The organism is Amycolatopsis cynarae, from assembly GCF_026802195.1.
GTDB classification, from domain to species: domain Bacteria; phylum Actinomycetota; class Actinomycetes; order Mycobacteriales; family Pseudonocardiaceae; genus Amycolatopsis_E; species Amycolatopsis_E rhizosphaerae.
Genome location: NZ_CP113836.1, coordinates 7,226,695 through 7,251,446 on the forward strand (window position 1 = coordinate 7,226,695; position 24,752 = coordinate 7,251,446).

Consider the following 24,752-nt stretch of genomic DNA (forward strand, 5'->3'; position numbering starts at 1 on the left):
CGGTTACCCGCCGTACTTCACTCTTTCGGGAGCCGACATCTCCCGCTGATCGGATCTTCGCGCTCTTAGGGTGTGCGGAGTCTTTCAGCGGGCGAGTCGGGGAGCTGCGTGGTGAGGCTGGTAATCGTCTCGGTGGTGGCGTTGCTCGTCATGACCGCGATGCCTGCGGTCGCGGTGGCCGACGGTGCCGACGGGCCGGTGCGGGTCCACGTCGTCCGGGTGGACCGGAACAACGCCGGTGCGGCGGGCATCCTCGTCGTGGTCACGGATCCGTCCGGGGCGAGCGCGAGCGGGACGACAGGTCCGAACGGGACGGTGATCCTCCCGACGACGGCGCTCTCGGGCGGGAAGTACCGTGTCGAGGCGACGATTCCGGCCTCGGTCGGGGACGTCAAACCCGCGCCCGAGGGGCCCGGCCTCTCCCCGCTCACCGAGTTCGTCGACGTCTCCCAGGGCAGACCCGCCGAGCTCACCATGGGGGTGGGCGGCGGCACGGGGGAAGTACAGCTCGGTGACCGCGTGTGGTTCGACACCGACGGTGACGGCATCCAGGACGGCGACGAGCCGCCGCTGCCCGGGGTGGCGGTGCGGCTGATGGGCTGCGACGGCGGCGGTGCGCCCCTCGCGCAGAAGACCACCGACGCCGCCGGGCGCTACCTGTTCGGCCCGGCCGACGGGCTGCGGCCCCAGACCTGCTACACGCTGAAGTTCGACTACTCCGGGGTGGACGCGGCCCGTCTTCCCGGTGCCCCGCCGATCGCCAATCTCAAGTGGACGGTGCCGCTGGCCGGGGTCACCCCGGGTACCGGTTCGGTGGTGGATCCGGGCACCGGGACGGCGAAGGTCACGGTGGGTCCGCCGGGTTCGGTGGACGACACCGTGGACGCGGGGGTGATCGGCGGCGTGAACCGGATCGGCGATCTGGTGTGGGCCGACGCGAACCGCGACGGAAGGCAGGATCCGGGTGAGCTCGGGGTGGCGGGGGTGCCGGTCAGCCTTCAGACGCCCGACGGCTCGGTGGTGGCCACCACCAGCACCGACGCGCGCGGGCAGTATTCGTTCTCGCACCTGCCCGACGGCCGGTTCCAGGTGTGCTTCGACACCGGCAGGCTGCCCGCGCAGTACGCCGACTACCGGCTGACCCGGCCGCTGGCGGGAAATCCCGGCCAGGATTCGGTGCCCGACCCGGCGACCGGGTGCACCGCGCCGGTCGGGGTGGGGCCGGGGCACACCCAGGACCTGACGCTGGACGCCGGGCTCGCACCGCCCGTGAACCGCCTTTCGGCGCGGGTGTGGATCGACCGCGACGGCGACGGCAGGCAGGCACCGGACGAGCCGGGTATCGCCGGGGTGCAGGTGAAGCTGCGGACCGAGGACGGCACGCAGGTGGCCATGACCACCACGGGCCAGGACGGGCAGTACACCTTCGAGGACATGCCGGACGGCGCCTACCAGGTGTGTTTCGACCTGGCGAACCTGCCGCCCGTGGTCGCGGACTTCACCCCGTCCGCGGGCGGCAACGATTCCGCCGCCGACGCGGCCGGGTGCACGCGCCGGGTGACGGTCGGGCTGGGCAAGCGGGAGGACCATTCCCTCGGCGCCGGGCTGGTCGCGCCCGCCGATCGCGTGGCGGGCCGGGTCTGGTTCGACGGCAACCGCAACGGGCGGCAGGACGGCGGCGAGGCGGGGGTCGCCGGGGTTCCGGTGCGTCTGGCCAAAGTGGACGGTAGTGACGCCGGCGCCACGACGACCGGGGTGGACGGTCGCTACCGGTTCGACGGAATCCCGGACGGGACCTACCAGATCTGCTTCGACCCCAAGGCCTTTCCGCCCGGTTACGCGGGTGACCAGTGGACGCGGCCGATGGTCGGCGGCGGCAGCGCGGACTCCCGGGCGGACCTTTCCACGGGCTGCACGCCGCCGGTGACGGTTGGCGTCGGGCACCGTCGGGAGTCCACTATGGACGCCGGAGTGGTGCTGCCCCGCAACCGGTTGGGCGATCTGTTGTGGCTGGACCGCAATGCCGACGCGTTGCCCCAGCCGGACGAACCCGGGATGGCCGGGATCGCGGTCAGCCTCAAGGACGGTGCCGGTCGTGTGGTGGCGGGAACCCACACCGGCCAGGACGGGAAGTACCTGCTGGACGACCTGCCCGACGGCGTCTACCGCGTGTGCTTCGACCTCGCCGCTCTGCCGCGGGAGGCCGCAGGCTTCCGGCTCCCCGGTATGCCCGACAACTGCACGCAACCGGTGACAGTCGGGCCGAAGCCCAGGGAGGACCTGACCGTCCGGGTGGGACTGATCGCACCGGCCCCGGCCATCGCCCCCGCCGCGGCCGGTTCGGACAGCGGAGGAGGTACGGGCAGCGGTGGCGGCCTCCCGGCCGGGTGGGCGGCGTTCACCGCGCTCGTCGTGGCGCTGGGGTCGGTGTTCACCCTCCGCTGGTGGAAGTCCGTCCACCGGTGAAACGACGTGTGTCGAAGTGGTTTCACCCGCTAGCGTGAGGTCATGAAGTTTCCGCGCGTACTTGCTGTGCTCGGGCTCGGCATGCTGCTGGCCGGTTGCGAACAGGTCGACACGGCCGTCGGGCAGGTAGGGGCCGCCAAGGACAAGGCGAGCGCCTGTGCCGAGGCACTCGGCTTGGCGAACCTCGATCCGAACCTCGACCCCGCCGAGTTGGCGAAGCAGGCGCAGGACAAGGCGGACCGGCTCCGCGCGCTCGCGAACCAGGTCGCCGATCAGGACCTGAAGCAGAACCTGTTCACCATCGCCGATTCCTACCTGGCTTTGGAACAGCGCAAGCTCAACCAGTTGAGCAACCTCAGTGACTGGATCCAGCGCAACACCGACAACCTCTCCAGGCTGCGGTCGGCCTGCCTCTGACCGGCACTTCTACCGAAGGGCACGGGGCGAGGCGAGGCCGGGACGCGGCACGGGGAACCGGCGGAGAGCCAACCCGGCCGCGGCGACGACGAGCCCGCCTGCTCCCGCCGCGGCGAATCCCCATGCCGCGGGGGCGTGGTCGAGCACGGTGCCGACAATCGGGCTGCCGACCGCCATGCCGATCCGCGTCGCCGAATCCAGCAGTCCCATCGCTTCGCCGCGTACCCGGGCCGGGGCGAGCGCGGTGACCTGTTCGGCGGTGGCGGCCAGGGTGGGGGCGCAGGCGAAGTTGGTCGGAACCAGGACCAGTGCGAGCAGCCACCACGGCTGCGTCGTCAGTCCCACCGGGATCACCAGCACCGCGAGCAGCACCATCAGCGTGGTCTGGGACAGCGGACGGCGGACCGCCCCGTGCACCATCCCACCGGCGGCCGAGGCAAGGCACATCACCGCGATCACCACTCCGGCCCAGGCCACCTCGCCCGAGCTTCGCAGCGCGGCGAGGGTGGCCAGTTCGGCGCCGACCAGGCAGAACAGCGCCCCGGCGACCACCAGCAGGGTCGCGGAGAGGTCGCGGGTCAGCCACTCGCCCAACGGCGGCCGTTCGGCCGGGACCGGTTCGTCCTGGCGGCGCACCGGCGGATTGAACCAGTACAGCGCGACGGTCAGGGCGGCGAACCCGATGCCGAGGCCGGTGACCGCCGCGGTGGGGGAAAGCTGGGTGCACGCCGCGATGGCCGCCGCGGGGCCGATCATGAACGAGGACTCGACCGAGATCGTGTCCAGCGAGTAGGCCGACCGGCGCTGCTCGGCGGGCACCTGGGCGGTGAGTACCTGCCGGGCCAGTGAACTGACCGGCACCACCAGCATGCCCGCGGGCAGGGCGAGGGCGATCAGCGCCGGATACGGCAGGGAGGGCACGCCGAGCCAGTACGCGGTGGACACGGCCCCGCACAGGAGGACGACCGGCCGCAGTCCGTACCGGTCGATCATCCGGCCGACCAGCGGGGCACCGAGCGCGGTGCCCAGGGTGGCGGCGGTGCCGACCAGGCCCGCGGCGGCGTAGCCGCGCCCGAGACCGGTGACGACGTACATGGTGAGGGTCACGCTCATCGCGGTGAGGGGCAGCCGGGCCAGGAACATCACCAGCATCGTCACGGGGACGCCGGGCAGAGCGAGGACGCGACGGTACGACTGCACGACCTCCACTCTGGCACGGCCGTGCAACTTGTTTTGCGGAGACAGCGGACACCGCGGTCCCTGACGAGGCCGCCGGAGCCGGTGCGGCGACTGATCCTGTCGGCTCGTCGCCGTGGCGGTCCACGTCGGACGGACATCGGCCCGTAATGCAGCGAGTCGAGTGACTACCTTGCCTTGTCGGGTGAAACGGTCACCTGACGCGCGAGACACACCGGAAAGCGCATAAGCAATTCACCGCTTGCGGTTCTTTTCCGCTGTTTTCTCCTCGCCCCGTAAAGGCGGCGAATCTTACTTCCGGATGGCCGATTGGTGGCTTTCCGGCGCCGTTGGTACTGATGAAGATCGTTGGTCACACGAAAGGCCAGGAGGTAGCAATGACAGGCAAGATCGCCCGGGCCGTCGCGGTCGTGGTGGCGGGCAGCGTGCTGGCAGTCGGGGGCGCCGGGGTCGCCGCCGCGGACAGCGTGGGCACGTCGAGTACCCAAGCCGCGGGGCAGCAACTCCTGCAACTGCGGGATCAGCTGGCCAAGGCCGCCTATGCGGGTGACGTGCAGGGCACGCAGCGCTCGCTGGATCAGATGAGTCCACTGCTCGGCGATCTCGCCGAGGGGCAGAAGTACACGCTGCGGGCGGACGCGCCGCGGACCGCGGTCGCGGCGAAGGAGCGGCAGGCCGAGGCGAGCCGGATCCTGGCAGACCCCGCCGATCCCCTCGATTCCGCCGCGACGGCGCAGCTACGGCAACTGCCGCCGGTGCCAGGCCTACCGGACCTGCCGCCGCCGCTGAACATCGTCGGCAACCTGCTCAAGAACCTGCTGAGCCTGGTGACCGGCCTGCTCGCCGCGCTGCTCGGGGGTGGAGTGCCTGCCTTGCCGGTGCCTCTTCCCGTGCCGCACGCCTGAGGGCCGTGCCCAATGGTCCGCATGGCTGTCCGTGCCGTTTCAGTACCTGAATCGGTAGCACCGTTTCCGCTCACATCCCGAAAACAGCGGATCGAGTGACATCGCTGTTTCAGCGAGTGAAGCGGTTACCGAGCGCGTGCCGGGTTGCCGTTACGCCGATCTTCCGGGCGAGCGGTGGAGCGTTCTTTTCACCTCATGCGGTCGGGTTCCGTGCCCGTTTTCCCGTCCGGGTAACGATGAAAAGCTCTCACCTTGCCTCGGCCGGGTGGTGCCGCACCGGTGGTGTTGGTACTCATGACAGCGACGGTTCGGCAGGACCGGCCCGATGAACCCAGTGAATAGGGGGGGGACCGGAATCCGGCGTGGCAGCGCGCCGGATTCCGGTGGGCCGATCCTCGTCAGCGGCCGCGGATACCGGACAGGCCGACCCGCAGCGCCCCGGCCACTTCGGCGGTCGCCTCCCGGAACCGGCGCCCGACCCCAAGGAAGTTCACGAAGCCGTGGATCAGATCGGACTGGCGGCTCACCGCGGCGGGCACCCCGGCCGCCCGAAGCCGCTCACCGTAGGCCTCGCCCTCGTCCCGCAGCGGGTCGAATCCGGCGGTCACGATGTAGGCGGGCGGCAGCCCGCTGAGGTCTTCCGTGAGCATCGGCGAAAGCCGCTCGTCGGTGCGGTCCACCTCCGGCGGCGCGTAGTGGTCCAGGAACCAGGTCATGTCGCGGTCGGTGAGGAAGAAGCCGTCGGCGAACAGGTCCCGCGAACGGCGGCGCACCGTCGCGTCGAGTGCGGGGTAGATGAGCAACTGGAAGGCGGGAGCCGGGCCGCCGCGGCGCGCGGTCACCTGTGCGACGACGGCGGCGAGGTTGCCGCCCGCACTGTCCCCGCCGACCGCGATCCGCTCCGGATCCACCCCGAGGTCTTCGGCCTTCGCGTACGCGTACTGGAACGCGGCGAGCGCGTCGTCCGCGGCGGCCGGGAACGGATGCTCCGGCGCCAGGCGGTACTCCACCGACAGCACCCGCACACCCGCGTGCTTGGCGAGGAACCGGGCGGTGTTGTCGTGGCTGGCGCGGGTGCCGATCACCCAGCCGCCCCCGTGGAAGAACACCAGCAGGCCGGACGGCCCGGCGAGTCCGGCCGGGGTGTACAGGGTGGCCGGGACGTCGCCGTGCTCCGCCGGGATGGCCAGTTCCTGCGTTCCCACCGGCTGGATCGGCTTACCGCTCACCAGGTGGGACGACTGCGCGAGCATCGCGCGCGCGAGATCGGGGGTCTCGCTCGCCATGGCCGCGCCGGAGATCTGCTGGAGCCGGAGCAGCAGTTGCGCGTCGAGAGCCAGTTCCTGCCCGTCGATCCGGATCGGCTTGCCCGCGATGAGGCGCCGGAGCGGGTGCGGGAGCGCATAGACCAGCTGGGCCGCGGCTGCTTCGACGCGGGACCGGAGTGGAATCGCCATGAGCACGGAGGCTACCGGCGAGTAGTCGGGAGACCAAGAGGTGCGCGTGGCCGGAACGGATTGTGACGGGAGACTCCGCTCCCGAAGCTGGCTCTCCACCTAAGTAGAGGGGTTAGCCTCTTCAGTTGTGACTTCCTCCTCGGTGATCAACGTCGTGGGCATCGGCGGTTCGCTGCGTGCGGGCTCCCAGTCGGAGCGGGCGCTCAACATCGCGCTGGCCGGTGCCGAGGAGGCGGGCGCGCGCACCACGGCGATCACCGGGAGCGGGCTCGTGCTCCCCTTCTACGACACGGCGATCTCCGATCGCACCCCCGAAGCCGTCCGGCTGATCGAGGCGGTCCGGCAGGCGGACGGCGTGGTCATCGTCTCGCCCGGGTACCACGGGGCCCTTTCCGGCCTGGTCAAGAACGCCCTGGACTACCTCGAAGACCTGCGCCCCGACCGCCGTCCCTACCTCGACGGGCGTGCGGTCGGCCTGGCCGCGGTCGCCTACGGCTGGCAGGCCGCGGTCACCACCCTCGACCAGTTGCGGACCGTCACGCACGCCCTGCGCGGCTGGCCCACTCCGCTCGGTGCCGCGGTGAACACGGCCGAGGTGAAGTTCGACGAGACCGGCGGCGCCTCCGACGAGAAGACGGTACGGAACCTGCGCGCCATCGGCCGGTACGTGACGGAGTTCGCACGAGCGCACGCCACGCCTTGAGCCAGCGGTTGCCCCGCGCGGCACCAACGGTTCGCGTGGCGGTTCGTGGGTAGTCCTTGCCCGGGAGGTAGGAACGGGCATGGTCGACGCGATGTACACGGCCGTCGCGACGGCCCGGGGCGATGGCCGCAACGGTGAGGTCACCTCGTCGGACGGACTGATCGACGAGCGGCTCGCGATCCCCAGGGAGCTGGGCGGCCCCGGTGGTGAGTTCACCAACCCCGAGCAGTTGTTCGCCGCGGGCTATGCGGCGTGCTTCCACGGCGCGCTACGCAGGCCGCGCACCACATGAACGTCGACCTCGCCGATTCGAGCGTGACCGCCGAGGTCGGCATCGGGCGGAACGGGGACGTCTTCGAGCTGACCGTGAAGCTCGTGGCCCACCTGCCCGGGCTGGAGGAGGGGCTGGCGGGCGGGCTCGCCGCACGGGCGCACCAGTCGTGTCCCTACTCCCGGGCGACCCGAGGCAACATCCAGGTCGAGGTGGTCGCCACGACCTATTGAGACCCATTTCGGGAGGAGAGGAACCATGGCGAATTCACCCATCAAGAGTCCACTCGCCGAAAGCGACAAGGCTGTCACAGGCGGGGTGCTCCAGTCCACTTTGGTCGATCTGATCGACCTCTCCCTGATCGCCAAGCAGGCCCACTGGAACGTGGTGGGGCCCAACTTCCGCAGTGTCCACCTGCAGCTCGACGAGCTCGTCGCCACCGCGCGCAAATACGTCGACGAGGTCGCCGAACGAGCCAGTGCGATCGGCATCCCGCCGGTGGGCAAGACGACGACGGTGGTGGAGAACTCCAGCCTGCCCGCCTACCCCGAGGGCTGGCAGAGCGCCGAGGCCACCATCGCGGCGATCGTGGAAATCCTGGCCGAGGAAATCCGCCTGCTGCGCGAACGGATCGACGAAACCGACAAAAGCGACCTGGTCACCCAGGATCTGCTGCTCGATCTCACGCAGGAGCTGGAGAAGGCCCACTGGATGTGGCAGGCCCAGCAGGCCTGACCCGCCCGGAAACGCCCCGCACGCCGAGGTACCGGCGGGCGGGGCGTCCTCCGGTCTAGGGTCGGATCATGGTTCTGCATTCGGGAAAGACGAAGCGGCCGCACCGGCGGGGCGGGAGCAATCCGCTCCACGGCGGTACGGATCCGGCCTTCGCGGCCACCCTGACCCCGCCGCACCACAAGCTCGCCGAAGACCCGCTGCCCGCCGACACCGCACTGCAGCTGGTGCGCGACGAACTGATGCTCGACGGCAACGCGAGGCTCAACCTCGCCACCTTCGTCACCACCTGGATGGAGCCGCAGGCGCGGGAGCTGATGGCCGAATGCGTCGACAAGAACATGATCGACAAGGACGAGTATCCGCAGACCGCCGAGCTGGAACGGCGCTGCGTCAACATCCTGGCCGATCTGTGGCACGCCCCGGATCCCGACGCCATCATCGGCTGCTCCACGACGGGTTCGTCCGAGGCGTGCATGCTGGCCGGGATGGCGTTGAAGCGCCGGTGGAGCAAACTCGGCCGCAGCGGCAGGCCGAACCTGGTCATGGGCGCGAACGTGCAGGTGTGCTGGGAGAAGTTCTGCGAGTACTGGGAGGTCGAGCCGCGGCTGGTGCCGATGGAGGGCGACCGCTTCCACCTCACCGCGGACGTCGCCGTCGAGCACTGCGACGAGAACACCATCGGCGTGGTCGCCATCCTCGGGTCCACCTTCGACGGTAGTTACGAGCCGGTCGCCGAGATCGCGGCCGCCCTCGACGCGCTGCAGGAACGGACGGGCTGGGACATCCCGGTGCACGTGGACGGCGCCTCCGGGGCCATGATCGCCCCGTTCCTCGACCCGGAGCTGGAGTGGGACTTCCGGCTGCCCCGGGTGGCCTCGATCAACACCTCGGGGCACAAGTACGGGCTGGTCTACCCCGGCGTCGGCTGGGTGGTCTGGCGCGACCGCGACGCACTGCCGTCCGAGCTGGTGTTCAACGTGAACTACCTCGGTGGCGACATGCCGACCTTCGCGCTGAACTTCTCCCGGCCGGGGGCGGAGGTCGCCGCGCAGTACTACACGTTCGTCCGGCTGGGGCGCGAGGGATTCCGCGCCGTGCAGCAGGCCAGCCGGGACGTGGCGATGCACCTGGCAGGGCGGATCGAGGCGCTCGGCCAGTTCCGCCTGCTCACCCGCGGCGACCAGTTGCCGGTGTTCGCGTTCACCACCGCGCCGGACGTGACGGCCTTCGACGTGTTCGACGTGTCGCGGCGGCTGCGGGAACGGGGCTGGCTCGTGCCCGCGTACACCTTCCCGCCGAACCGGACCGAGCTCGCGGTACTGCGCGTCGTCTGCCGCAACGGGTTCACCCACGACCTCGCCGACTTGCTGATCGAAGATCTCACCCGGCTGCTCCCCGAACTCGAACGCCAGCCGCGGCCGATCGTCGATCCCGCAATCAGCACCGCCTTCCATCACTGAACCGGTTGGCGGGGGCGCCGGGGAGGCGCCCCCCCGCACCGGTCAGCGGAGGTGGAGCGCGCGCTGGGCGAAGTACACCTCGGCGGCGGTCTGCCTGATCGTTTCGGCGATCACCAGCGAGCCGTGTCCCGCGTCGTAGCGGTAGAACTCGTAGGGCACGTCACGGGCGGCCAGCCGGTCGAGGTAGTTCTCGATCTGCCGGATCGGGCAGCGCGGGTCGTTGTCCCCGGCGAGCACCAGCACCGGGACCTTCACCGCGTCCACGTAGGTGATCGGCGAGCACTCCTTGTACACGGCGGGCACGGTCTCGGGCGAGCCGCCGAACAGGGCGCGGTCGAAGGAGCGCAACTGCTCCATCTCGTCCTCGTAGGCGGCCACGTAGTCGGCAACCGGGACGCCGGCGACTCCGGCCGCCCACCGGTCCGGCTGGGTGCCGATGGCCAGCAGGGTGAGATATCCGCCCCAGGACGCGCCGGCCACCACGCAGCGGGCCGGGTCGGCGAGCCCGCTCTCCACGGCCCAGCCGTGCACCGCCGCCACGTCCTCCAGTTCGGTGAGCCCCGGGCGGCCCTCGATGGCGTCCCGCCACGCGGAGCCGTAACCGGTGGACCCGCGGTAGTTCACCTCGACGACCGCGAACCCGGCGTCCAGCCAGACCGCCCGGTAGGCGGAGAAGTAGTCCTCGTCGGCCGAGTGCGGCCCTCCGTGCAGGGTGAACACCGTGGGCAGCGGACCGTCCCCGGCGTCCTCCGGGCGTGCCACCAGCGCGTGCACGCGGCCGCCCGGGCCCTCGACGAAGGCGTCGGTCACCGGGACCGAGCGGGGCGCCCGCTCGCCGGGCGGGGTCAGCAGCACGGTGTCGGTGCCGTCGGTGGCGCGGGCCCTGATCAACGGCGGCTCGGCCGCGCTCGACCACGAATATTCGACCGTACCGTCCGGGCGGACCCCGGCGCCGCCGATCCTGCCCTTCGGGGTGTCCAAAGAGGACAGCTCGGCGGTGGTAAGGTCGTAGCGGTACAGGGAGCTGCGGCCCTCGTGGAAGTGCACGACCAGCAGCGCGTCCGCCTTCGGGTACCAGCCGGCGCTGACCTCGCCAGGCAGGTCGAGGCGCAGCTCGGTCTCGGTGTCGTTCTCCACGTCCCAGACCAGCAGCTCCTCGCGGCCGCGGCGCTCGTGCAGCAGCAGGAGCCGGGGGTCCCCGGCGATCGGGGAGAACTCGAGCGGGGTCAGCCCCTTGCCCTCGCCGTCCCACTTGTCGGCGACGGTGCCGAAGCCGCCGGTGGCGAGGATCCGCACGGCGGGGTGTCGCGAGTCACCGTGCTCGGAATGCGAGATGGCCAGCAGCCGCTCGTCCCTGGACAGGGCCGCGATCCCGGCGTCGTCCTTGCTGGCGTAGAAGCGCTTGGTCTCGCCGTCGGCGTGCGCGAACAGCTCGCTGCCGTCGTCGGTGGAGACGCCGATCGCCACCAGCCGGTGCCCGATCTCCAGTCCGGCCGGGTAGCCGTCGTGCACCCCGGGCACGCCGGGCTCGGCCGCACCGCCCCCGGCGAACGGCTGGCGGACCCAGGAGCCGAACTCGTCGCCGTCGGTGTCGTTGAACCACCAGATCCAGGCGCCGTCGCGCGAGGTGGTGGCGTGGAGGGTGCCGTTGGGGCGGTCGGTGACCTGCCGGTGCTCGCCGGTGGCCCGGTCCCAGGCGTAGACCTCCCAGACGCCGCTGGCGTTGGACACGTAGATGTTGGCGTCGGGCGCGTCGAGGGCCCAGTCCGGCACCGACATGCGGGGGGCATGGAACCGTGCGCGCCAGCGGGCTTCGGCGTGGGCGTCGTCGAAGAGGCGATCGGGGATCACGGCGGGCGGATGCTGGGTAGTCACCCCTCGATCCTGCCAGGTGTTGCCCGTACCGTGGGCGTGTGCTGGAGGGATACGCGCCTGGATACGCCGACGACGCGCTTTCGATGATGGCGTCGCGCACGGCGAGTGACCGGGCGGCATTCGTGCTGAGGTTGCTCGAACCCGGCATGCGGGTGCTCGACGTCGGTTGCGGCCCCGGCACGATCACCAGCGGTTTCGTCCCGGTCGTCGGGGAGCACCTGGTGCTCGGAGTGGATGTCATGTACCGGCAGTTCCCCTCGGGGTCCACTGTGGACTTCGCCGCGGGCTCGGTCTACGCGCTTCCGGTGGCTACGGAAAGTATCGACCTGGTGTTCGCGCACGCCTTGTTCGAGCATCTGGCGAGGCCGGTCGAAGCGTTGCGGGAGCTGAGAAGGGTGCTCAGACCGGGTGCCACCCTCGCCCTGTCCACTTCGGACTGGAGTCGGGCCAGGCTGCGGCCGAAGACGGCGAACGTGGCGGCGGCGCTGCGCGGTCACTTCCTGCTGCGCCGCCGCTCGGGTGGGGACCCGTTCGCGGGCAAGACCATCGCCGCTCTGGTGGAGCAGGCGGGTTTTCGTGACATCCGCACGCATGCCCGGTTCCGTCCCGATCTGCCCTACCGCGACCTGGCCCGCTACGTGGAGGCCCACCTCGACGCGGCGCTGCGCGACTCGGACACCGACCGTGACCAGCTGGCCAGCGCCGCCCGCTCCGCCTGGGCCTGGTCCCACGCCGGCGACGGCGACTTCACCCAGTGCTGGCAAGAACTAACCGCCACCAAATAACTCTAGGGGACGCGGCCCACCCAAGGCTGCGCTTCGCTACGCCTTAGCTGCGCTTCGCTACGCCTTAGCTGCGCTTCGCCACGCAACGCGGCAAGCGAAGCGATGCCGCCCTCGCGACGGCTTCGCTTCGCTATGCCTTCGCTACGCCCTCGCTATGCCTTCGCTGTGCTCCGCCCCACCCAGCCGCACCTCCCCACAAGACCGGCACCGACCGGGGGTCCAGGGGGCTCGCCCCCTGGCGGGGGCCTGGGGGTCCGACCCCCAGAGCAAAAAACGGAAGAGCCTTGCTCGCGCATTCCGCGAGCAAGGCTCTTCCAGTCTCTTCCGTCGGGGTGGCGGGATTTGAACCCACGACCTCCTCGACCCGAACGAGGCACGCTACCAAGCTGCGCCACACCCCGAGGTCCTGCTTACCGGGCCGAGGAGAAGTTTAGCGGACGTCGCTGGGGGCCTTTCGGCGGGTTTGCTTTTCGGTGGCCGGGGCCTGGTGGGGACCCCTGGGGACCAGCGTGAGCAGGCTTGCTTCGGGTGGGCAGGCGAAGCGCGCGGGAGCGTAGGGCGAGGTGCCGAGCCCGGCGGAGACGTGCAGCCACATGTGGGCGCCCCAGCGGGAGGTGCCGCGGGCGCGGGAGCGATCGAGCTCACAGTTGGTGACGAGGGCGCCGATGCCGGGGATGCGGAGTTGCCCGCCGTGGGTGTGTCCGGCGAGGACGAGGTCGTAGCCGTCCTCGGCGAAGGTGTCGAGCACGCGGGGCTCCGGCGAATGGGTGATGCCGAGGCGGAGGGTGGCGCTGCGGTCGGCCGGGCCCGCGATGTCGCTGTAGCGGTCCCGGTGGAGGTGGGGGTCGTCGACGCCCGCGGCGAAGACGGTCTGTCCGGCGGCGGTGAGGGTGCGCCGGACGTGGGTGAGGTCGAGCCAGCCGTGTTCGACGAAGGCGGCGCGCAGGTCGCGCCAGGGCAGATGGTTGCCGTGGATGCGCTTCTTCTTGCCCTTGGGCATCAGGTAGCGGGCCGGGTTCTTCGGTTTGGGCGCGTAGTAGTCGTTGCTGCCGAAGATGAACACGCCAGGCCGGTCGAGCAGGGAGCCGATGGCGCGCAGGACGTAGGGCACGGCATGGGGGTGGGCGAGGTTGTCGCCGGTGTTGACGACCAGGTCGGGTTCGAGTTCGCCGAGGGCGGCGACCCAGCGCTGTTTCGATTTCTGGCCGGGCAGCATGTGCAGGTCGGAGATGTGCAGCACCCGGATCGGCTGAGCGCCGGGGGCCAGCACGGGGAGTTCGGCGGTGCGCAGCGTCCAGTGCCGCCGCTCGATACCGACGGCGTAACCGAGGGCCGCCGCGCCCACAGCGGCGGTGCCCGTGACAATGCGAAACGCGTTCATTCTGTTACCGTCCGTGCCCACAATACCCAGAATACGTGAACCTCGAGCTCAGCCAACGGCCTGTAGCCCGATCAGTGAGGTTCGCCTTGGTGCGGAGGGGGCGTGCCGTGAAGGGACCCCTCACGGCAGCTCGCTCCCCGCACCGCCACACAAACCACTTCGAAACAGTCCTAGTGCTCGTAGGCCGGATCGGACGGCGGGAGCGGCAGGACGGGCTGTCCGGCGAGGATCGCGTTCATCGCGCCGAACCACGTCCGCGCCGGAGCCTTGCCACCGAACATGTTGCCGTCGGCGCACGGTGTCACATTGCCGGCGCCGTCACAGAGACCCCCCACGGGGTTGTCGGGCCGGAACACCATGGCCGCGCCTGCCAACTGCGGGACGGCGGCGACGAAGGCGGCCGAGCCGCTTTCCTGCGTGGTACCGGTCTTGCCGATCATCGGCCGGGTCCAGCCCGCGGCCTGCGCCGCCGCGTGGGAGGTGCCCTCGGTGTCGTCCTTGCTCATGCCGATGACGAGGCTGTTGGCCAGGCCCTCGGGCACCACCTGCTCGCACTTGGCTTCGTTGAACGCCTTCGGTTTGCCGTCGCGGTCGCTGATCGAGGCGATCGGTGTGGGCGGGCACCACACCCCGCCGCTCATCAGCGTCGCCGCGACGTTGGCCAGTTCCAGGCCGCTGGTCGGGCTCACGCCGAGGGTGAACGACCCGAAGCCGTTCTTGGAGGCGCCTCCCGGGCCGTAGTACTTCTGCTGGGGCAGGCTGTACCGCAGGTCCTTGTTGGTCGGGTCGACCGGGCCGCCGTTGGCCGAGTTCGACGCCATGGTGTTGCGCATACCGAGCCGCCGCGCCATGTCCAGTACGGCGGTCATGCCGGCCTGCTCTTCGAGGATGACGAAACCGGTGTTGGGTGAGGTGGCCAGCGCCTGCTGCAATGTCATCGAGGCGCCGTAGATGCCTTCGCCGTAGTTGCTCAGGCAGTAGGCGTAGGTGCCCAGCCCGACCTGGGGGCAGTTCCGCTGGTCGCTGGTGAACACCTTCGACGCGTAGCTCTGCGGGGTCTGGATCTGCGCGAAGATGCCGGTCTTGTGCTGCTCCAGTGCGGCGGCCGCGGTGAAGATCTTGTAGTCCGAACCGGCACCGGTCACATTGGACACATCCGAGGGCAGCGCGTAGGTGGTCTGGCCCTTGCTCGCGTCGGGACCGTAGTCCTTGTTCGCGGCGAGCGCGACCACCTCGTGCCGGTCCTTTCCGGGCCGCACCAGGGAAAGCGTGTTGGCGACGTTCTTCTGCGTCTTCTTCACCTGCGCCTCGGCGGACACCTTCGCCTGGTGCTGGGCGTTCTGGTCCATCGTGGTGCGGATGGTGTAGCCGCCGGTGTAGAGGTCCGTCTTCGACATTCCGTTGGTGAGCAGGTAGTCCTCGACGTACTGGCAGAAGAAGCCGTTCTCGGGGCCGGCGCCGGTGCAGTTCGCCGCCGATTTGGCGGGACCGTCGGGCACCACCCCCAGCGGCTCGGCCTTCATGCGCTCGGCGTCCGCGGGCGCCAGCTTGCGGTTGTCCACCATGCGGTCGAGCACCAGGTTGCGGCGCTGGGTGGCATTTTCCGGGTGACCCCACGGGTCGAAGGCGGGCGGGTTGTTCACCATGCCCGCCAGCAGCGCGGCCTGGGGCACGGTGAGTTTTTCCGGCGTGGTGTTGAAGTACGCCTGCGCGGCCGCGCCGATCCCGTAGATCTTGCGCGAGAACTCGACGACGTTGAGGTAGCTGGCCAGGATCTGGTCCTTGGTCATCTTCGTCTCGAGCTGGATCGCGATGCGCGCCTCCTTGAGCTTGCGCGCGACCGACTGCTCCTGCGCCTTCTGCTGGCCGATCGCGTCGCCGCGGTAGACGACGTTGATCAGGTAGTTCTTCACGTACTGCTGGGTCAGGGTCGAGGCGCCCTGCGTGTCGGCGCCGGTGCTGTTGCTCAGCGCGGCGCGGATCGTGCCCTTCCAGTCCACCCCGTGGTGTTCCAGGAAGCGCCTGTCTTCGACCGAGATCAGTGCCCACTTCATCGCGTCGTTGATCTGCGAGGGGGCGGTGGGGATGCGGTACTGGTCGTACAGGGTGGCGATCAGGTTGCCCGCCGAGTCGGTCACCTTCGTGACCAGCGGCGGCGGCACCGTGGCGAGTTCGGCGGACATGCTGTCCACGGTTTCGGAGGCCTTGTTGGACGCGACCCCGATCCCGCCGACGACCGGGAACAGCATCCCGGCGACGAGGATCCCCGCGAGCACGCACAGACCGAGCAGCTTGAACAGACCATCCGTCTTTCGCACGAGACTCAGGGTAGTGGTGGGGACCCCTCCGCCGCCGACCTCCGGGGACGGATACCAGAACAACGGCTCCGATGCGACCTGTTCCGGTAACAAATTTTCGGGGGGATCTTGGCGAGGGGAACCGTGGGGCCCTACAGTCCGTCAACGTCTCACGAAGAACGGTACCGGGGAGGTGCCGCGCGTTTCCGGCGTGAACAGAGTGAGGGAGCTGGGGGCAATGGACACGAATCAGAGCTGGCGGGCCGACGCGTTGTGCCGCGATACCGATCCGGACGAGTTGTTCGTCCGGGGAGCGGAGCAGAACAAGGCCAAGCTGGTGTGCATGGGCTGTCCGGTGCGGACCGAGTGCCTGGCCGAGGCGCTGGACAACCGGATCAGCTTCGGTATCTGGGGAGGGATGACCGAGCGTGAACGGCGGGCGCTGCTGCGCCGCCGTCCGGATGTCGGTTCGTGGTCTGACCTGCTCGAATCGGCGAAGCGGGACTACGTTCAGGTGTCCTGAACGCCCGCCAGCCGGTCGCCGATGTCCCGGAGTCCGCCCACGTCGTGCACGTCGCTGGGCAGGGCGGGCACCCGCACGATCGGGACCTCCGGGTGGGCCTTGGTGAACCGCGCCAGCAGGCGGTTCTCCCGCGCCGCCAGTGCCACCCGGTCTGCGTGGAGGCGCAGTACCGCGGTGGCCAGCGGTGCGGTGCTCTCCACCTTTTCGGCCGCGGACATGGCGGCGGTCGCCGACAGGTCGGCGAGCACCGGGTGGGTGCGGTTGGCGACCAGTCCGGTCAACGGCATGTTTTCGTCGGACAGCCGTTCGACGAAGTAGCTGGCCTCCCGCAGGGCGTCCGGTTCCGGTGCGGCCACCACCAGGAACGAGGTGCCACGCGAACGCAGCAGTTCGGCGGTCTTCCTGGCGCGCTCGCGGAAGCCGCCGAACATGCTGTCGAAGGCCTGCATGAACGCCGAGGCGTCGGCGAGCAGCTGGCCGCCGATGATGGTCGAGACGGCCTTCGCGAACATCGAGAACCCCGCGGTGACCACCTTGCGCAGGCCCCAGCCGCCGGCCTTGGCCGGGGCGGTGAGCAGCCGGATCATCCGGCCGTCGAGCGCGGCGGACAGGCGGGTCGGGGCGTCGAGGAAGTCCAGCGCGGACCGGCTGGGCGGGGTGTCCACGATGATCAGGTCCCACTCGCCGGTCGCGGCGAGCTGCCCCAGCTTCTCCATCGCCATGTACTCCTGCGTGCCGGAGAACGACGTGGAAATCGTCTGGTAGAAGGGGTTGGCGAGCAGCTGCTCGGCCCGTTCGGGCCCGGCGTGGGCGCGCACCATGTCGTCGAAGGTGCGGCGCATGTCGAGCATCATGGCCCACAGCTCGCCCTTGGGTTCGAAGCCTTCGACCTGGACCTGCCGGGGCTGGTTGCCCAGTTCGCGCAGGCCGAGCGCCTGGGCGAGGCGGCGGGCGGGATCGATGGTGAGTACCACGGTCTGCCTGCCGCGTTCGGCGGCGCGCAGCGCCAGCGCGGCGGCGGTGGTCGTCTTGCCGACTCCGCCGGAACCGCAGCAGACGATGATCCGGGTGTCCGGATCGTCGATCAGCCGGTCGACGTCCAGTGCCGTCGTCGTCACCGTCATCACCGCACCCCCTGCTCGATGAGCGTTTCGGCCAGGTCGTACAGGGCGGCGACGTCCACCCCGTCGGTGAGGTCGGGCAGCTCCAGCGTGGGCAGGTCGGCCTCGGCGAGCTGGTCGCGGGCGCGTTGTTCGGCGGCGATCCGGATGGCGTGCTCCACGGTCTCGGCGACCAGCGCGTCCAGGGTGGGTTCGGGCAGGTCGAGCCCGGCCGCGGCGAGCCCCGAGCGCACGCGCGAGGCGTCCACGCGGCCGTCGGCCGCGGCGGTCAGCGAGCGTGCGGGCAGGCGGGGCGGCCGGACCCGGTTGACCAGCACCGCGCCGGGCCGCAGGTCGGCGCCGTCGAGTTCGGCGACCGCGTCGAGCGTCTCGCGCACCGGCATCTCTTCGAGCAGGGTGACCAGGTGCACGGCGGTTTCACCCGAATGCAGCAGTCGCACCACACCCTCGGCCTGACCGCGGATCGGGCCGGTGCGGGCGAGGTCGGTGAGGGCCTTGGTGACGTCGAGGAACTTGACCACGCGGCCGGTGGGCGGCGCGTCCACCACCACCGCGTCATAGGTGTGCCTGCCGTCGGACTCCGTCCGTCCGACGCACTCCTTGATCTTGCCGGTGAGCAGCACGTCGCGCAGGCCCGGCGCGAGGGTGGTGGCGAACTCGATCGCGCCCATCCGGCGCAGCGTCCGCCCGGCGAAGCCCAGGTTGTAGAACATCTCGAAGTACTCGAGCAGCGCCGCCTCGACGTCGATGTGCAGCGCGCGCAGTTCACCGCCACCGGGTGCGGAGGCCACCCGCTGCTCGGCGTAGGGCAGCGGTTCGGTGTCGAAGAGCTGGGCGAAGCCCTGGCGGCCCTCGACCTCGATCAGCAGTACCCGTCTTCCGCCCTTGGCCAGCGCGAGGCCGAGCGCCGCGGCGAGGGTCGTCTTCCCGGTGCCGCCCTTGCCGGTCACGAAATGCAGCCGGGCGCGGGCGAGCTCGTCCGTCCAGCCGGGCAGGGGTGTGCTCACTCAGGCAGCGTAAATCACCCGGCCCAGTGGGGTGGGGCAGCGGCCGAGTGCGATCGGTGACAGCCCTACGGAAAGTGAACAGGCCGACTCGGGTCGGCACCCGGTTGATCCAGCGGTTACGGTCACGCTCCGCGTCGCCGCTACATTAGGCGCATGAGCGCCACAAAGTGGGAGTACGCGACGGTTCCGCTGCTGATCCACGCGACCAAGCAGATCCTGGACCAATGGGGTGAGGACGGCTGGGAGCTGGTGACGGTGCTGCCGAACCCGAGTGGTGAGCAGCACGTCGCCTACCTCAAGCGGGCCAAGGCATGAGCTGGTCGCAGCGGCTGGCCGAACTCGGTATCGAGTTGCCCGCGGTCGCAGCGCCCGTCGCGGCCTACGTGCCCGCGGTCCGCAGTGGCGCGCACGTCTACACCTCCGGACAGCTGCCGTTCGTCGGTGGTGAGCTGGCCGTGACCGGCAAGGTCGGCGCCGAGGTGAGCCCGGAGGAGGCCAAACGGCACGCCCGTACCTGCGTGCTCAACGCGCTCGCCGCGGTGGACGCGCTGGCCGGGCTCGACGCGGTCACCCGCGTGGTGAAGCTGGTCGGTTTCGTGGCCTCCGCGGAGGGGTTCACCGGACAGCCCGCCGTGATCAACGGGGCGTCCGAGCTGCTGGCGGAGATCTTCGGTGAGGCCGGCGCGCACGCGCGGTCGGCCGTCGGGGTGGCCGAGCTGCCGCTGGGGGCGCCGGTCGAGATCGAATTGATCGTGGAGGTCGAGTGATGGATCCGGACATCGAGGCCGCTTGTCACGAACTGTTGCTGCGCCTGGCGGGCCGCCTGCCGGACCAGCTGCTGTGGCGCTACCGGGACTGGCTCGGCGAGGGCGCGATGACCACGCTCGCGCGAACGCTGCCGAGGACTTTGCTAAAGCACAATATTGACCTGGACCAACCCGAATATCGCCTGCTGGTCGCCGGGCTGGTACCGCACGGTGCGGACTGGCACCAGGTGAGTTCCACGCTGGGGGTGGACGAGGTCCCCGAGAACCGGTACACATTCTCGGGGAGTGCGCCCGATCGGGTGAACTTCGTAGACTCAGTGTCCGCGTTGGTGCACGCAACGTTGCGAAGCCGGCCGGACGTGGGCGAGGTGCGGCAGAGCTGGCGACACGGTGACGGTTCGGAACCGAAGCGGGTGCTGCTGATCACCGCGCTGGCCGGCCTGCCGAGGCTGACCGGTGAACTGCAGCGGGTGCTGCGCGTGCTGGGCGACGAAGAGCCCAGTGTCGAAGTGATGCCCTCTCGGTTCGACCTGCCCGCGTACCACCGGGCCGCGCTGGCGAGCTCCGAACTGATCTGCACCGGGGCAGTGGACACCGGGCACCGGCTCGCCGCTGCGTAACGGCTCGCCCCCCGAGCGGGCCGCTGGAGGGAGAAACGTGGAGGTCCACAGTGACGCCGCAGTGCTGGGAACCGACGGGTTCGCGGTTCCGCTGCGGCTGCACAACCTGCTGCTCGCGCTGGCCGGGAGGCTGGACGACAGCGCACTGTCCGAAGCACGGGAGCTGACCGCCAGGGCTCGTCTTGACGAGGCCGCCGAGCTGACCACCGGAGCGCTGATCGCCGGGCGGCTTCCGGTGCGGGAGTCCGAGCAGCACGAGCTGGGCCTGGTGCTCGAGCTGAGCCGGTCCGACGCGACGCTCGCCGATCACCTCACGGTGAACGACGCCGAGGCCGACAACGGCGTCCTGCACCACTTCACCGGCGACAACCAGCCGGAACGCGGGATCGCCGAGGCGCTCGACCGCACTCTCCAGGTGCTGCCGGACCTGCGCGCCGTGCACGCGGTGTGGCGCAACACCCCGGCGGGCAGCGTGCCCGGCCCGCTGCCCCAGCGGGTGGTACTGGTCGAGATCGGTCCCGAAGGCAACCCGCCCGCGGCGGCCTACCGGGTGGACGCGGCGCTGCGCCGTGCCGGGATCCGGTCGGTCGTCGAGGTGACCGGCCCCGGTGCCGAACCGGGGCGCTACCACCAGCAGGCGCTGGCTTCGGCCGTCGCGGTGTGGCTGTCCGGCTCGCCGGCCTCCTCCGCGCCCCGGCGGCCCTCGCCCGCCTCGGCAGGCCCCAAGTCCGTGAAGGGGAAGCCCGGCCGCCATGTGGCCGTCGACGCGGCGCCCGTCGCGGACGAGGAGCCCGAACCGGTCGCGGAAGTACCCGCACCCGCACCCAAGGCCGAGAAGACGCCGGAAGCGCCCCCCGCGCCGGCCGCACCGTCGAAGGGGCCGGGGCACAAGTTCGGCCCCCGGCCGGAGCCGCCCGAGGCGCGTGCCGAGAACACGATGGACCTCAGCTCCGCCGAGGTGGCCCAGCTGCGTGCCGCACTGGCCGAAGACCCGGTCAGGGGCAAGGCGATCGCCTCCGCCGCGATCGGCTCCGACGAGGTCGTCGAGATCCCCGAGCTGGACCTCGACGACCCGCAGCTGTCCGAGCGTGACCGCCAGTTGCTGCGGGAGTTGCACGCGGAACTCGCCGAGCGGGAGCGGACGGAAGCCGCGAAGGTGCGTTCGAACGGTTCGGCCCGCGGCGAGGACAAGTCCACGGGCTGGGTGGACGGTTTCAGCGGAGCCTGATCCCGTCCGGCTCGGCTGGCGAAAAGCCCTGGTGTGAGGGGGTCCCTGCGGCGAATACGGCCGCGAGGGGTCCCCTCGCGGGCTTTTGGCGGCTAAGTTCGTTAGCGTGCCTCAACTGAGTTTCCACCTGCCCGGCGGCATGGAGTTCTCCGACCAGCCTCCGCGGAATCCGGCCGTTCCCCGTGACGCCGCCACCGTCATCCTCCTGCGCGACACCGACCAGGGCCTTGAGGTCTTCCTGCAGCGCCGCGTGGCCGCGATGGCCTTCGCCGCGGGCATGACGGTGTTCCCCGGCGGCGGGGTCGACCATCGGGACGCCGATGCCTCGGTCAGCTGGGCGGGTCCGTCGCCCAGCGCCTGGGCGGGATGGTTCGGTGGCACCGAATCGGTGGCCAGGGCACTGGTGTGCGCGGCGGTGCGGGAGACGTTCGAGGAGTCCGGCGTACTGCTGGCCGGTACCGAGGACGGCCTCGTGGACGACACCTCGCCCTTCACCGACGCCCGCGAGGCGCTGGTCACCCGTGAGCTGTCCCTCGCGGCGTTCCTGGCCGGGGCCGGCCTGACCCTGCGTGCCGACCTGCTGCGCCCCTGGGCACACTGGGTGACACCGGTGCAGGAGAAACGCCGCTACGACACCCGTTTCTTCGCCGCGGTCCTGCCGCCGGGGCAGGACGCCGACGGCAAGACCACCGAGGCGGAGTCTTCCGGCTGGCAGCGGCCGAAGGACGCGCTCGCCGACGCGGAAGCCGGCCGCAGCACGCTCATGCCGCCCACCTGGCACACGCTGAGCGAGCTCGCCGAGTTCGGTACGGCCGAGGAGGCGTTGGCGGCCGAGCGCACGGTCGAAACGATCATTCCGCGGCTCGTCCGCGAGGGTGACAAGATCCGCGTGATCATGGAGGCGGAATGACGCATCCGGCTTACGGGGAACTGCGCCCGGTGTCGGCAACGGCGTCGGTGCTGCTGGAGAACAACCCGTCGACGATGACCCTGGACGGCACGAACAGCTGGGTGCTGCGCGCGCCCGGCTCCGAAGAGTGCGTGGTGGTCGACCCCGGTTACCAGGATCTCGATCACCTGCCGAAGCTGGCCGGGCTCGGCAAGGTCGCGCTCGTGCTGCTCACCCATCACCACGCCGATCACTCCGAAGGCGCGTCGTGGCTGGCCGAGCGGGTCGGTGCGCCGGTCCGCGCGCTCGACGAAGGGCTCTGCCTCGGCGCCGGGTCCTTTGTGGACGGCGAAACGATCGTGGCGGCCGGGCTGGAGATCGAGGTGCTGCACACCCCGGGCCACACCGCGGATTCGGTCTGCCTGCGCGTCGGCGACCACGTGCTCACCGGCGACACCATCCTCGGGCGCGGCACCACCGTCCTCACCGATCTCGGGGCGTACCTGGATTCCTTGCGGCGCCTGCGAACCCTGCCCGCGGGGCTGACCGCCCTGCCCGGGCACGGTCCCGAACTCGGGGACCTGCGCGTCGTCGCCCAGGAGTACCTCGACCACCGGGAACAGCGGCTGGACCAGGTGCGGGGAGCGCTCGCCGTACTGGGGGAGGAAGCGACCCCGCGGCAGATCGTCGAGCACGTGTACGCCGATGTCGACCGGGCGTTGTGGGCGCCTGCCGAACACAGCGTGCGTGCGCAGTTGGACTACCTCCGCCGCATCGGAGGCTAGCCCGCCTTCGTCAGGTCGGTGTGGGTGACGAGGTCGGTGACGACCTCGATCAGTCGCCGCAGCGCGGGTTTTTCGGCCGAGGGTAGCCAGACCAGCTCCGTGAGCGCGGTTTCGCCGACGAGCGGGACGAACTCCACCCCGCTCCGGCGCAGGCTGTGCGAGGACTCCGTCAACCGCGTGACGCCGATCCCGGCCGCGACCAGGCCCAGCAGGTTCTGCACGCTCGACGCCCGCTGCACGACCTTGGGTTCGAACCCGGCCCGGCGGAACTCCTCGTCGTAATGCCGGTGCCAGGGCGGCCACGAGGCGCGTTCGGTGAGCACCCACGGTTCGTCGGCGAGGTCCGCCAGGTGCAGCTGCTCCCGGTCGGCCAGCGGATGCCCGGAGGGCAGCACGGCGCAGACCCGCTCGGTGAGCAGGGTCCGCGAGGCCAGGCCTTCGACCAGCGGAGGACGAGTGAACCCGGCGTCGTACCAGCCGCCTTCGATGCCCGCGACCAGTTGCGCGATGGTGACGTCCTCGGCGGTGAGCCGGACGTCCGGATAGCGCTCGCGGAAGGCGCGGACGATCGGCGGCAGCAGGTGGTTCGCGGTCGAGGCCAGGAAGGCCAGGCGGAGTTCGCCGACCTCACCACGTGCGGCGCGCCGGACCGCGCCCACCGCCTCGTCGGTGCGTGCCAGGACGGCACGGGCCTCCGGCAGGAAGAGCCTGCCCACCTCGGTGAGGCGGGTGCCGCGCGTGTCCCGGTCGAAGAGCCGGACGCCGAGGGTGCGTTCGAGGACGTTGATCTGCTGTGACAGCGACTGCTGCGCGATGCCGACGCGTGCGGCCGCGTTCGTGAAGCTCAGCTCTTCGGCCACCGCGACGAAATAGCGCAGTTGCCGGAGCTCGGGTGTCTTCGACGACCCAGTCACGACGTCAGCTCCCTCACAGGTACTGACTGTAGCCGCCGAAGGTAACCGGTGTTGGACGCCGAACCCGATCGGGCGTGAAGCTGAGGTCATGGCAAAGCAACGCGTCTGGCTGATCACCGGCTGTTCGGCCGGGTTCGGCCGTGAACTGACCCTCGCCGCACTGAAGGCCGGCGACCTCGTGATGGCCACCGCCCGCCACCCGGAGCGGCTGGCCGATCTCGTCGCGGAGTGGGGTGACCGGCTGCGCACCTGCGCGCTCGACGTGACCGACTCGCCCTCCGTCGAGGCGGCCGTCGCGACGACGCTCGCCGAGTTCGGCCGCATCGACGTGGTGGTCAACAACGCCGGTCACGGCTCGGTGGGCGCGGTCGAGGAACTGACCATGGAGGAGTTGCGGGCACTGATGGAGGTGATGTTCTTCGGTGCGGTCGCGGTGACGAAGGCGGTCCTGCCGCATCTGCGTGAACAGGGCAGCGGCACGATCGTGCAGATGAGCTCGATGGGCGGGCAGTTGAGCATGCCCGGCTTCGGGGCCTACTGCGCCGCGAAGTTCGCCCTCGAAGGGCTGTCGGAGGCGTTGGCGGCGGAGGTGGCCCCGTTCGGCGTCCGGGTACTGATCGTCGAACCCGGTGCGTTCCGCACCGAGTTCGGCGGGGCGCGGATGCACCGCTCCCGGGAGATCCCGGCCTACCGGGTCTCGACGGCGGACACCCGTGCCGCGGTGGACAGCATGGACGGCACGCAGCCCGGCGATCCGGCGAAGGCCGCGGCCGCCATCCTGCGTGTCCTGGCCGAGGAGCGTCCGCCCCTGCGGCTGGCACTGGGGGCGGACGCGGTGGACGCGATCCGGGCCCACCAGGACGCCATGCGGGCCGACCTGGACGAATGGGCCGAGGTGAGCACCTCGACCGCGATCAGCACCTCGGACAGCGCGGCACGCTAGGTGTAC

General features: G+C 70.5%; 23 protein-coding genes, 1 tRNA gene and 1 pseudogene. 16 read left to right on the plus strand and 9 right to left on the minus strand.

All coding sequences use genetic code 11. The features are described 5' to 3' along the window. The first annotated feature begins 111 nt into the window (after positions 1–111). On the plus strand, positions 112–2,466 hold the full coding sequence (locus ORV05_RS35145; protein ID WP_268756174.1) for an SdrD B-like domain-containing protein: 2,355 nt from the start codon (positions 112–114) through the stop codon (positions 2,464–2,466). A 42-nt stretch (positions 2,467–2,508) separates the two neighbouring features. Beyond that, complete coding sequence (locus ORV05_RS35150) at positions 2,509–2,883, plus strand: hypothetical protein (RefSeq protein ID WP_268756175.1); 375 nt, start codon at positions 2,509–2,511, stop codon at positions 2,881–2,883. A 9-nt stretch (positions 2,884–2,892) separates the two neighbouring features. On the opposite strand, the gene ORV05_RS35155 is transcribed toward ORV05_RS35150, so the two are convergent. Beyond that, positions 2,893–4,035 (minus strand): MFS transporter, encoded by a 1,143-nt coding sequence (locus tag ORV05_RS35155; protein ID WP_268760038.1) that lies wholly within the window; start codon positions 4,033–4,035, stop codon positions 2,893–2,895. A gap of 422 nt (positions 4,036–4,457) precedes the next feature. Here ORV05_RS35155 and ORV05_RS35160 point away from each other — a divergent pair, with 422 nt between their 5' ends. Continuing rightward, positions 4,458–4,985 carry a hypothetical protein gene (locus ORV05_RS35160; protein WP_268756176.1) on the plus strand — a complete coding sequence of 176 codons (528 nt, stop codon included), beginning with the start codon at positions 4,458–4,460 and terminating at the stop codon, positions 4,983–4,985. Positions 4,986–5,383: 398 nt separating this feature from the next. Here ORV05_RS35160 and ORV05_RS35165 read toward each other — a convergent pair whose 3' ends face one another. After that, positions 5,384–6,442 (minus strand): alpha/beta hydrolase, encoded by a 1,059-nt coding sequence (locus ORV05_RS35165; protein WP_268756177.1) that lies wholly within the window; start codon positions 6,440–6,442, stop codon positions 5,384–5,386. 127 nt (positions 6,443–6,569) lie between these two features. Between ORV05_RS35165 and ORV05_RS35170 the strand changes: the two genes are divergently transcribed. From ORV05_RS35170 to ORV05_RS35185, 4 genes and pseudogenes are all read left to right on the plus strand, one after another. Next, positions 6,570–7,145: an NADPH-dependent FMN reductase gene (locus ORV05_RS35170; RefSeq protein ID WP_268756178.1), complete on the plus strand. Its 576-nt coding sequence runs from the start codon at positions 6,570–6,572 to the stop codon at positions 7,143–7,145. A 79-nt stretch (positions 7,146–7,224) separates the two neighbouring features. Beyond that, positions 7,225–7,649: pseudogene (locus ORV05_RS35175) on the plus strand (organic hydroperoxide resistance protein). Between the two features lie 25 nt (positions 7,650–7,674). Then, positions 7,675–8,151 (plus strand): Dps family protein, encoded by a 477-nt coding sequence (locus ORV05_RS35180; protein WP_268756179.1) that lies wholly within the window; start codon positions 7,675–7,677, stop codon positions 8,149–8,151. Between the two features lie 68 nt (positions 8,152–8,219). After that, positions 8,220–9,611: a glutamate decarboxylase gene (locus ORV05_RS35185; RefSeq protein WP_268756180.1), complete on the plus strand. Its 1,392-nt coding sequence runs from the start codon at positions 8,220–8,222 to the stop codon at positions 9,609–9,611. 42 nt (positions 9,612–9,653) lie between these two features. On the opposite strand, the gene ORV05_RS35190 is transcribed toward ORV05_RS35185, so the two are convergent. Continuing rightward, positions 9,654–11,486, minus strand: a complete 1,833-nt coding sequence (locus ORV05_RS35190) for a S9 family peptidase (protein WP_268756181.1) — start codon at positions 11,484–11,486, stop codon at positions 9,654–9,656. Between the two features lie 38 nt (positions 11,487–11,524). Between ORV05_RS35190 and ORV05_RS35195 the strand changes: the two genes are divergently transcribed. Next, positions 11,525–12,271: a methyltransferase domain-containing protein gene (locus ORV05_RS35195; RefSeq protein WP_268756182.1), complete on the plus strand. Its 747-nt coding sequence runs from the start codon at positions 11,525–11,527 to the stop codon at positions 12,269–12,271. Between the two features lie 327 nt (positions 12,272–12,598). Here ORV05_RS35195 and ORV05_RS35200 read toward each other — a convergent pair. The 3 genes from ORV05_RS35200 to ORV05_RS35210 all read right to left on the minus strand — a co-directional run bounded on the left by ORV05_RS35200 (position 12,599) and on the right by ORV05_RS35210 (position 15,970). Further along, a tRNA-Pro gene (locus ORV05_RS35200) sits at positions 12,599–12,672 on the minus strand. A gap of 29 nt (positions 12,673–12,701) precedes the next feature. Beyond that, positions 12,702–13,652 (minus strand): metallophosphoesterase, encoded by a 951-nt coding sequence (locus ORV05_RS35205; RefSeq protein ID WP_268756183.1) that lies wholly within the window; start codon positions 13,650–13,652, stop codon positions 12,702–12,704. A gap of 170 nt (positions 13,653–13,822) precedes the next feature. Continuing rightward, on the minus strand, positions 13,823–15,970 hold the full coding sequence (locus ORV05_RS35210; protein ID WP_268756184.1) for a transglycosylase domain-containing protein: 2,148 nt from the start codon (positions 15,968–15,970) through the stop codon (positions 13,823–13,825). 217 nt (positions 15,971–16,187) lie between these two features. Here ORV05_RS35210 and ORV05_RS35215 point away from each other — a divergent pair, with 217 nt between their 5' ends. Beyond that, positions 16,188–16,472 carry a WhiB family transcriptional regulator gene (locus ORV05_RS35215; RefSeq protein ID WP_144585953.1) on the plus strand — a complete coding sequence of 95 codons (285 nt, stop codon included), beginning with the start codon at positions 16,188–16,190 and terminating at the stop codon, positions 16,470–16,472. Here ORV05_RS35215 and ORV05_RS35220 read toward each other — a convergent pair. Together ORV05_RS35220 and ORV05_RS35225 are read right to left on the minus strand one after the other, a co-directional pair. After that, entirely contained in the window at positions 16,460–17,596 is a 1,137-nt protein-coding gene (locus tag ORV05_RS35220) for an ArsA family ATPase (RefSeq protein WP_268756185.1), read from the minus strand. The genes ORV05_RS35215 and ORV05_RS35220 overlap by 13 nt on opposite strands. Then, a complete protein-coding gene (locus tag ORV05_RS35225) occupies positions 17,596–18,600 on the minus strand; it encodes an ArsA-related P-loop ATPase (protein ID WP_268756186.1) in 1,005 nt (334 codons plus the stop codon). Before ORV05_RS35225 ends, ORV05_RS35220 begins: the two co-directional genes overlap by 1 nt. Positions 18,601–18,753: 153 nt before the next feature. Between ORV05_RS35225 and ORV05_RS35230 the strand changes: the two genes are divergently transcribed. The 6 genes from ORV05_RS35230 to ORV05_RS35255 all read left to right on the plus strand — a co-directional run bounded on the left by ORV05_RS35230 (position 18,754) and on the right by ORV05_RS35255 (position 22,889). Further along, on the plus strand, positions 18,754–18,915 hold the full coding sequence (locus ORV05_RS35230; protein ID WP_017985509.1) for a DUF4177 domain-containing protein: 162 nt from the start codon (positions 18,754–18,756) through the stop codon (positions 18,913–18,915). Beyond that, entirely contained in the window at positions 18,912–19,367 is a 456-nt protein-coding gene (locus ORV05_RS35235) for a RidA family protein (RefSeq protein WP_268756187.1), read from the plus strand. The genes ORV05_RS35230 and ORV05_RS35235 overlap by 4 nt, the downstream gene beginning before the upstream one ends. Next, positions 19,367–19,987 (plus strand): hypothetical protein, encoded by a 621-nt coding sequence (locus tag ORV05_RS35240; protein WP_144585965.1) that lies wholly within the window; start codon positions 19,367–19,369, stop codon positions 19,985–19,987. The genes ORV05_RS35235 and ORV05_RS35240 overlap by 1 nt, the downstream gene beginning before the upstream one ends. Before the next feature lie 37 nt (positions 19,988–20,024). Further along, on the plus strand, positions 20,025–21,215 hold the full coding sequence (locus ORV05_RS35245; protein ID WP_268756188.1) for a hypothetical protein: 1,191 nt from the start codon (positions 20,025–20,027) through the stop codon (positions 21,213–21,215). Between the two features lie 139 nt (positions 21,216–21,354). Further along, positions 21,355–22,125: an NUDIX hydrolase gene (locus ORV05_RS35250; RefSeq protein WP_268760039.1), complete on the plus strand. Its 771-nt coding sequence runs from the start codon at positions 21,355–21,357 to the stop codon at positions 22,123–22,125. Next, complete coding sequence (locus ORV05_RS35255) at positions 22,122–22,889, plus strand: MBL fold metallo-hydrolase (protein ID WP_268756189.1); 768 nt, start codon at positions 22,122–22,124, stop codon at positions 22,887–22,889. Before ORV05_RS35250 ends, ORV05_RS35255 begins: the two co-directional genes overlap by 4 nt. Here the strand turns inward: ORV05_RS35255 and ORV05_RS35260 are convergent. Then, complete coding sequence (locus ORV05_RS35260; protein WP_268756190.1) at positions 22,886–23,803, minus strand: LysR family transcriptional regulator; 918 nt, start codon at positions 23,801–23,803, stop codon at positions 22,886–22,888. The genes ORV05_RS35255 and ORV05_RS35260 overlap by 4 nt on opposite strands. Before the next feature lie 88 nt (positions 23,804–23,891). Between ORV05_RS35260 and ORV05_RS35265 the strand changes: the two genes are divergently transcribed. Then, entirely contained in the window at positions 23,892–24,746 is an 855-nt protein-coding gene (locus tag ORV05_RS35265) for an oxidoreductase (protein WP_268756191.1), read from the plus strand. Positions 24,747–24,752 lie beyond the last annotated feature (6 nt).

Bases quoted from the DNA above. Each gene is read 5' to 3' on its own strand.
- ORV05_RS35215 (WP_144585953.1), top strand. From the start codon at position 16,188: ATGGACACGAATCAGAGCTGGCGGGCCGACGCGTTGTGCCGCGATACC.
- ORV05_RS35180 (WP_268756179.1), top strand. From the start codon at position 7,675: ATGGCGAATTCACCCATCAAGAGTCCACTCGCCGAAAGCGACAAGGCT.
- ORV05_RS35155 (WP_268760038.1), bottom strand. From the start codon at position 4,035: ATGCTGGTGATGTTCCTGGCCCGGCTGCCCCTCACCGCGATGAGCGTG.
- ORV05_RS35250 (WP_268760039.1), top strand. From the start codon at position 21,355: ATGGAGTTCTCCGACCAGCCTCCGCGGAATCCGGCCGTTCCCCGTGAC.
- ORV05_RS35265 (WP_268756191.1), top strand. From the start codon at position 23,892: ATGGCAAAGCAACGCGTCTGGCTGATCACCGGCTGTTCGGCCGGGTTC.
- ORV05_RS35235 (WP_268756187.1), top strand. From the start codon at position 18,912: ATGAGCTGGTCGCAGCGGCTGGCCGAACTCGGTATCGAGTTGCCCGCG.
- ORV05_RS35150 (WP_268756175.1), top strand. From the start codon at position 2,509: ATGAAGTTTCCGCGCGTACTTGCTGTGCTCGGGCTCGGCATGCTGCTG.
- ORV05_RS35185 (WP_268756180.1), top strand. From the start codon at position 8,220: ATGGTTCTGCATTCGGGAAAGACGAAGCGGCCGCACCGGCGGGGCGGG.
- ORV05_RS35230 (WP_017985509.1), top strand. From the start codon at position 18,754: ATGAGCGCCACAAAGTGGGAGTACGCGACGGTTCCGCTGCTGATCCAC.
- ORV05_RS35220 (WP_268756185.1), bottom strand. From the start codon at position 17,596: ATGACGGTGACGACGACGGCACTGGACGTCGACCGGCTGATCGACGAT.
- ORV05_RS35160 (WP_268756176.1), top strand. From the start codon at position 4,458: ATGACAGGCAAGATCGCCCGGGCCGTCGCGGTCGTGGTGGCGGGCAGC.
- ORV05_RS35165 (WP_268756177.1), bottom strand. From the start codon at position 6,442: ATGGCGATTCCACTCCGGTCCCGCGTCGAAGCAGCCGCGGCCCAGCTG.
- ORV05_RS35255 (WP_268756189.1), top strand. From the start codon at position 22,122: ATGACGCATCCGGCTTACGGGGAACTGCGCCCGGTGTCGGCAACGGCG.
- ORV05_RS35205 (WP_268756183.1), bottom strand. From the start codon at position 13,652: ATGAACGCGTTTCGCATTGTCACGGGCACCGCCGCTGTGGGCGCGGCG.
- ORV05_RS35240 (WP_144585965.1), top strand. From the start codon at position 19,367: ATGGATCCGGACATCGAGGCCGCTTGTCACGAACTGTTGCTGCGCCTG.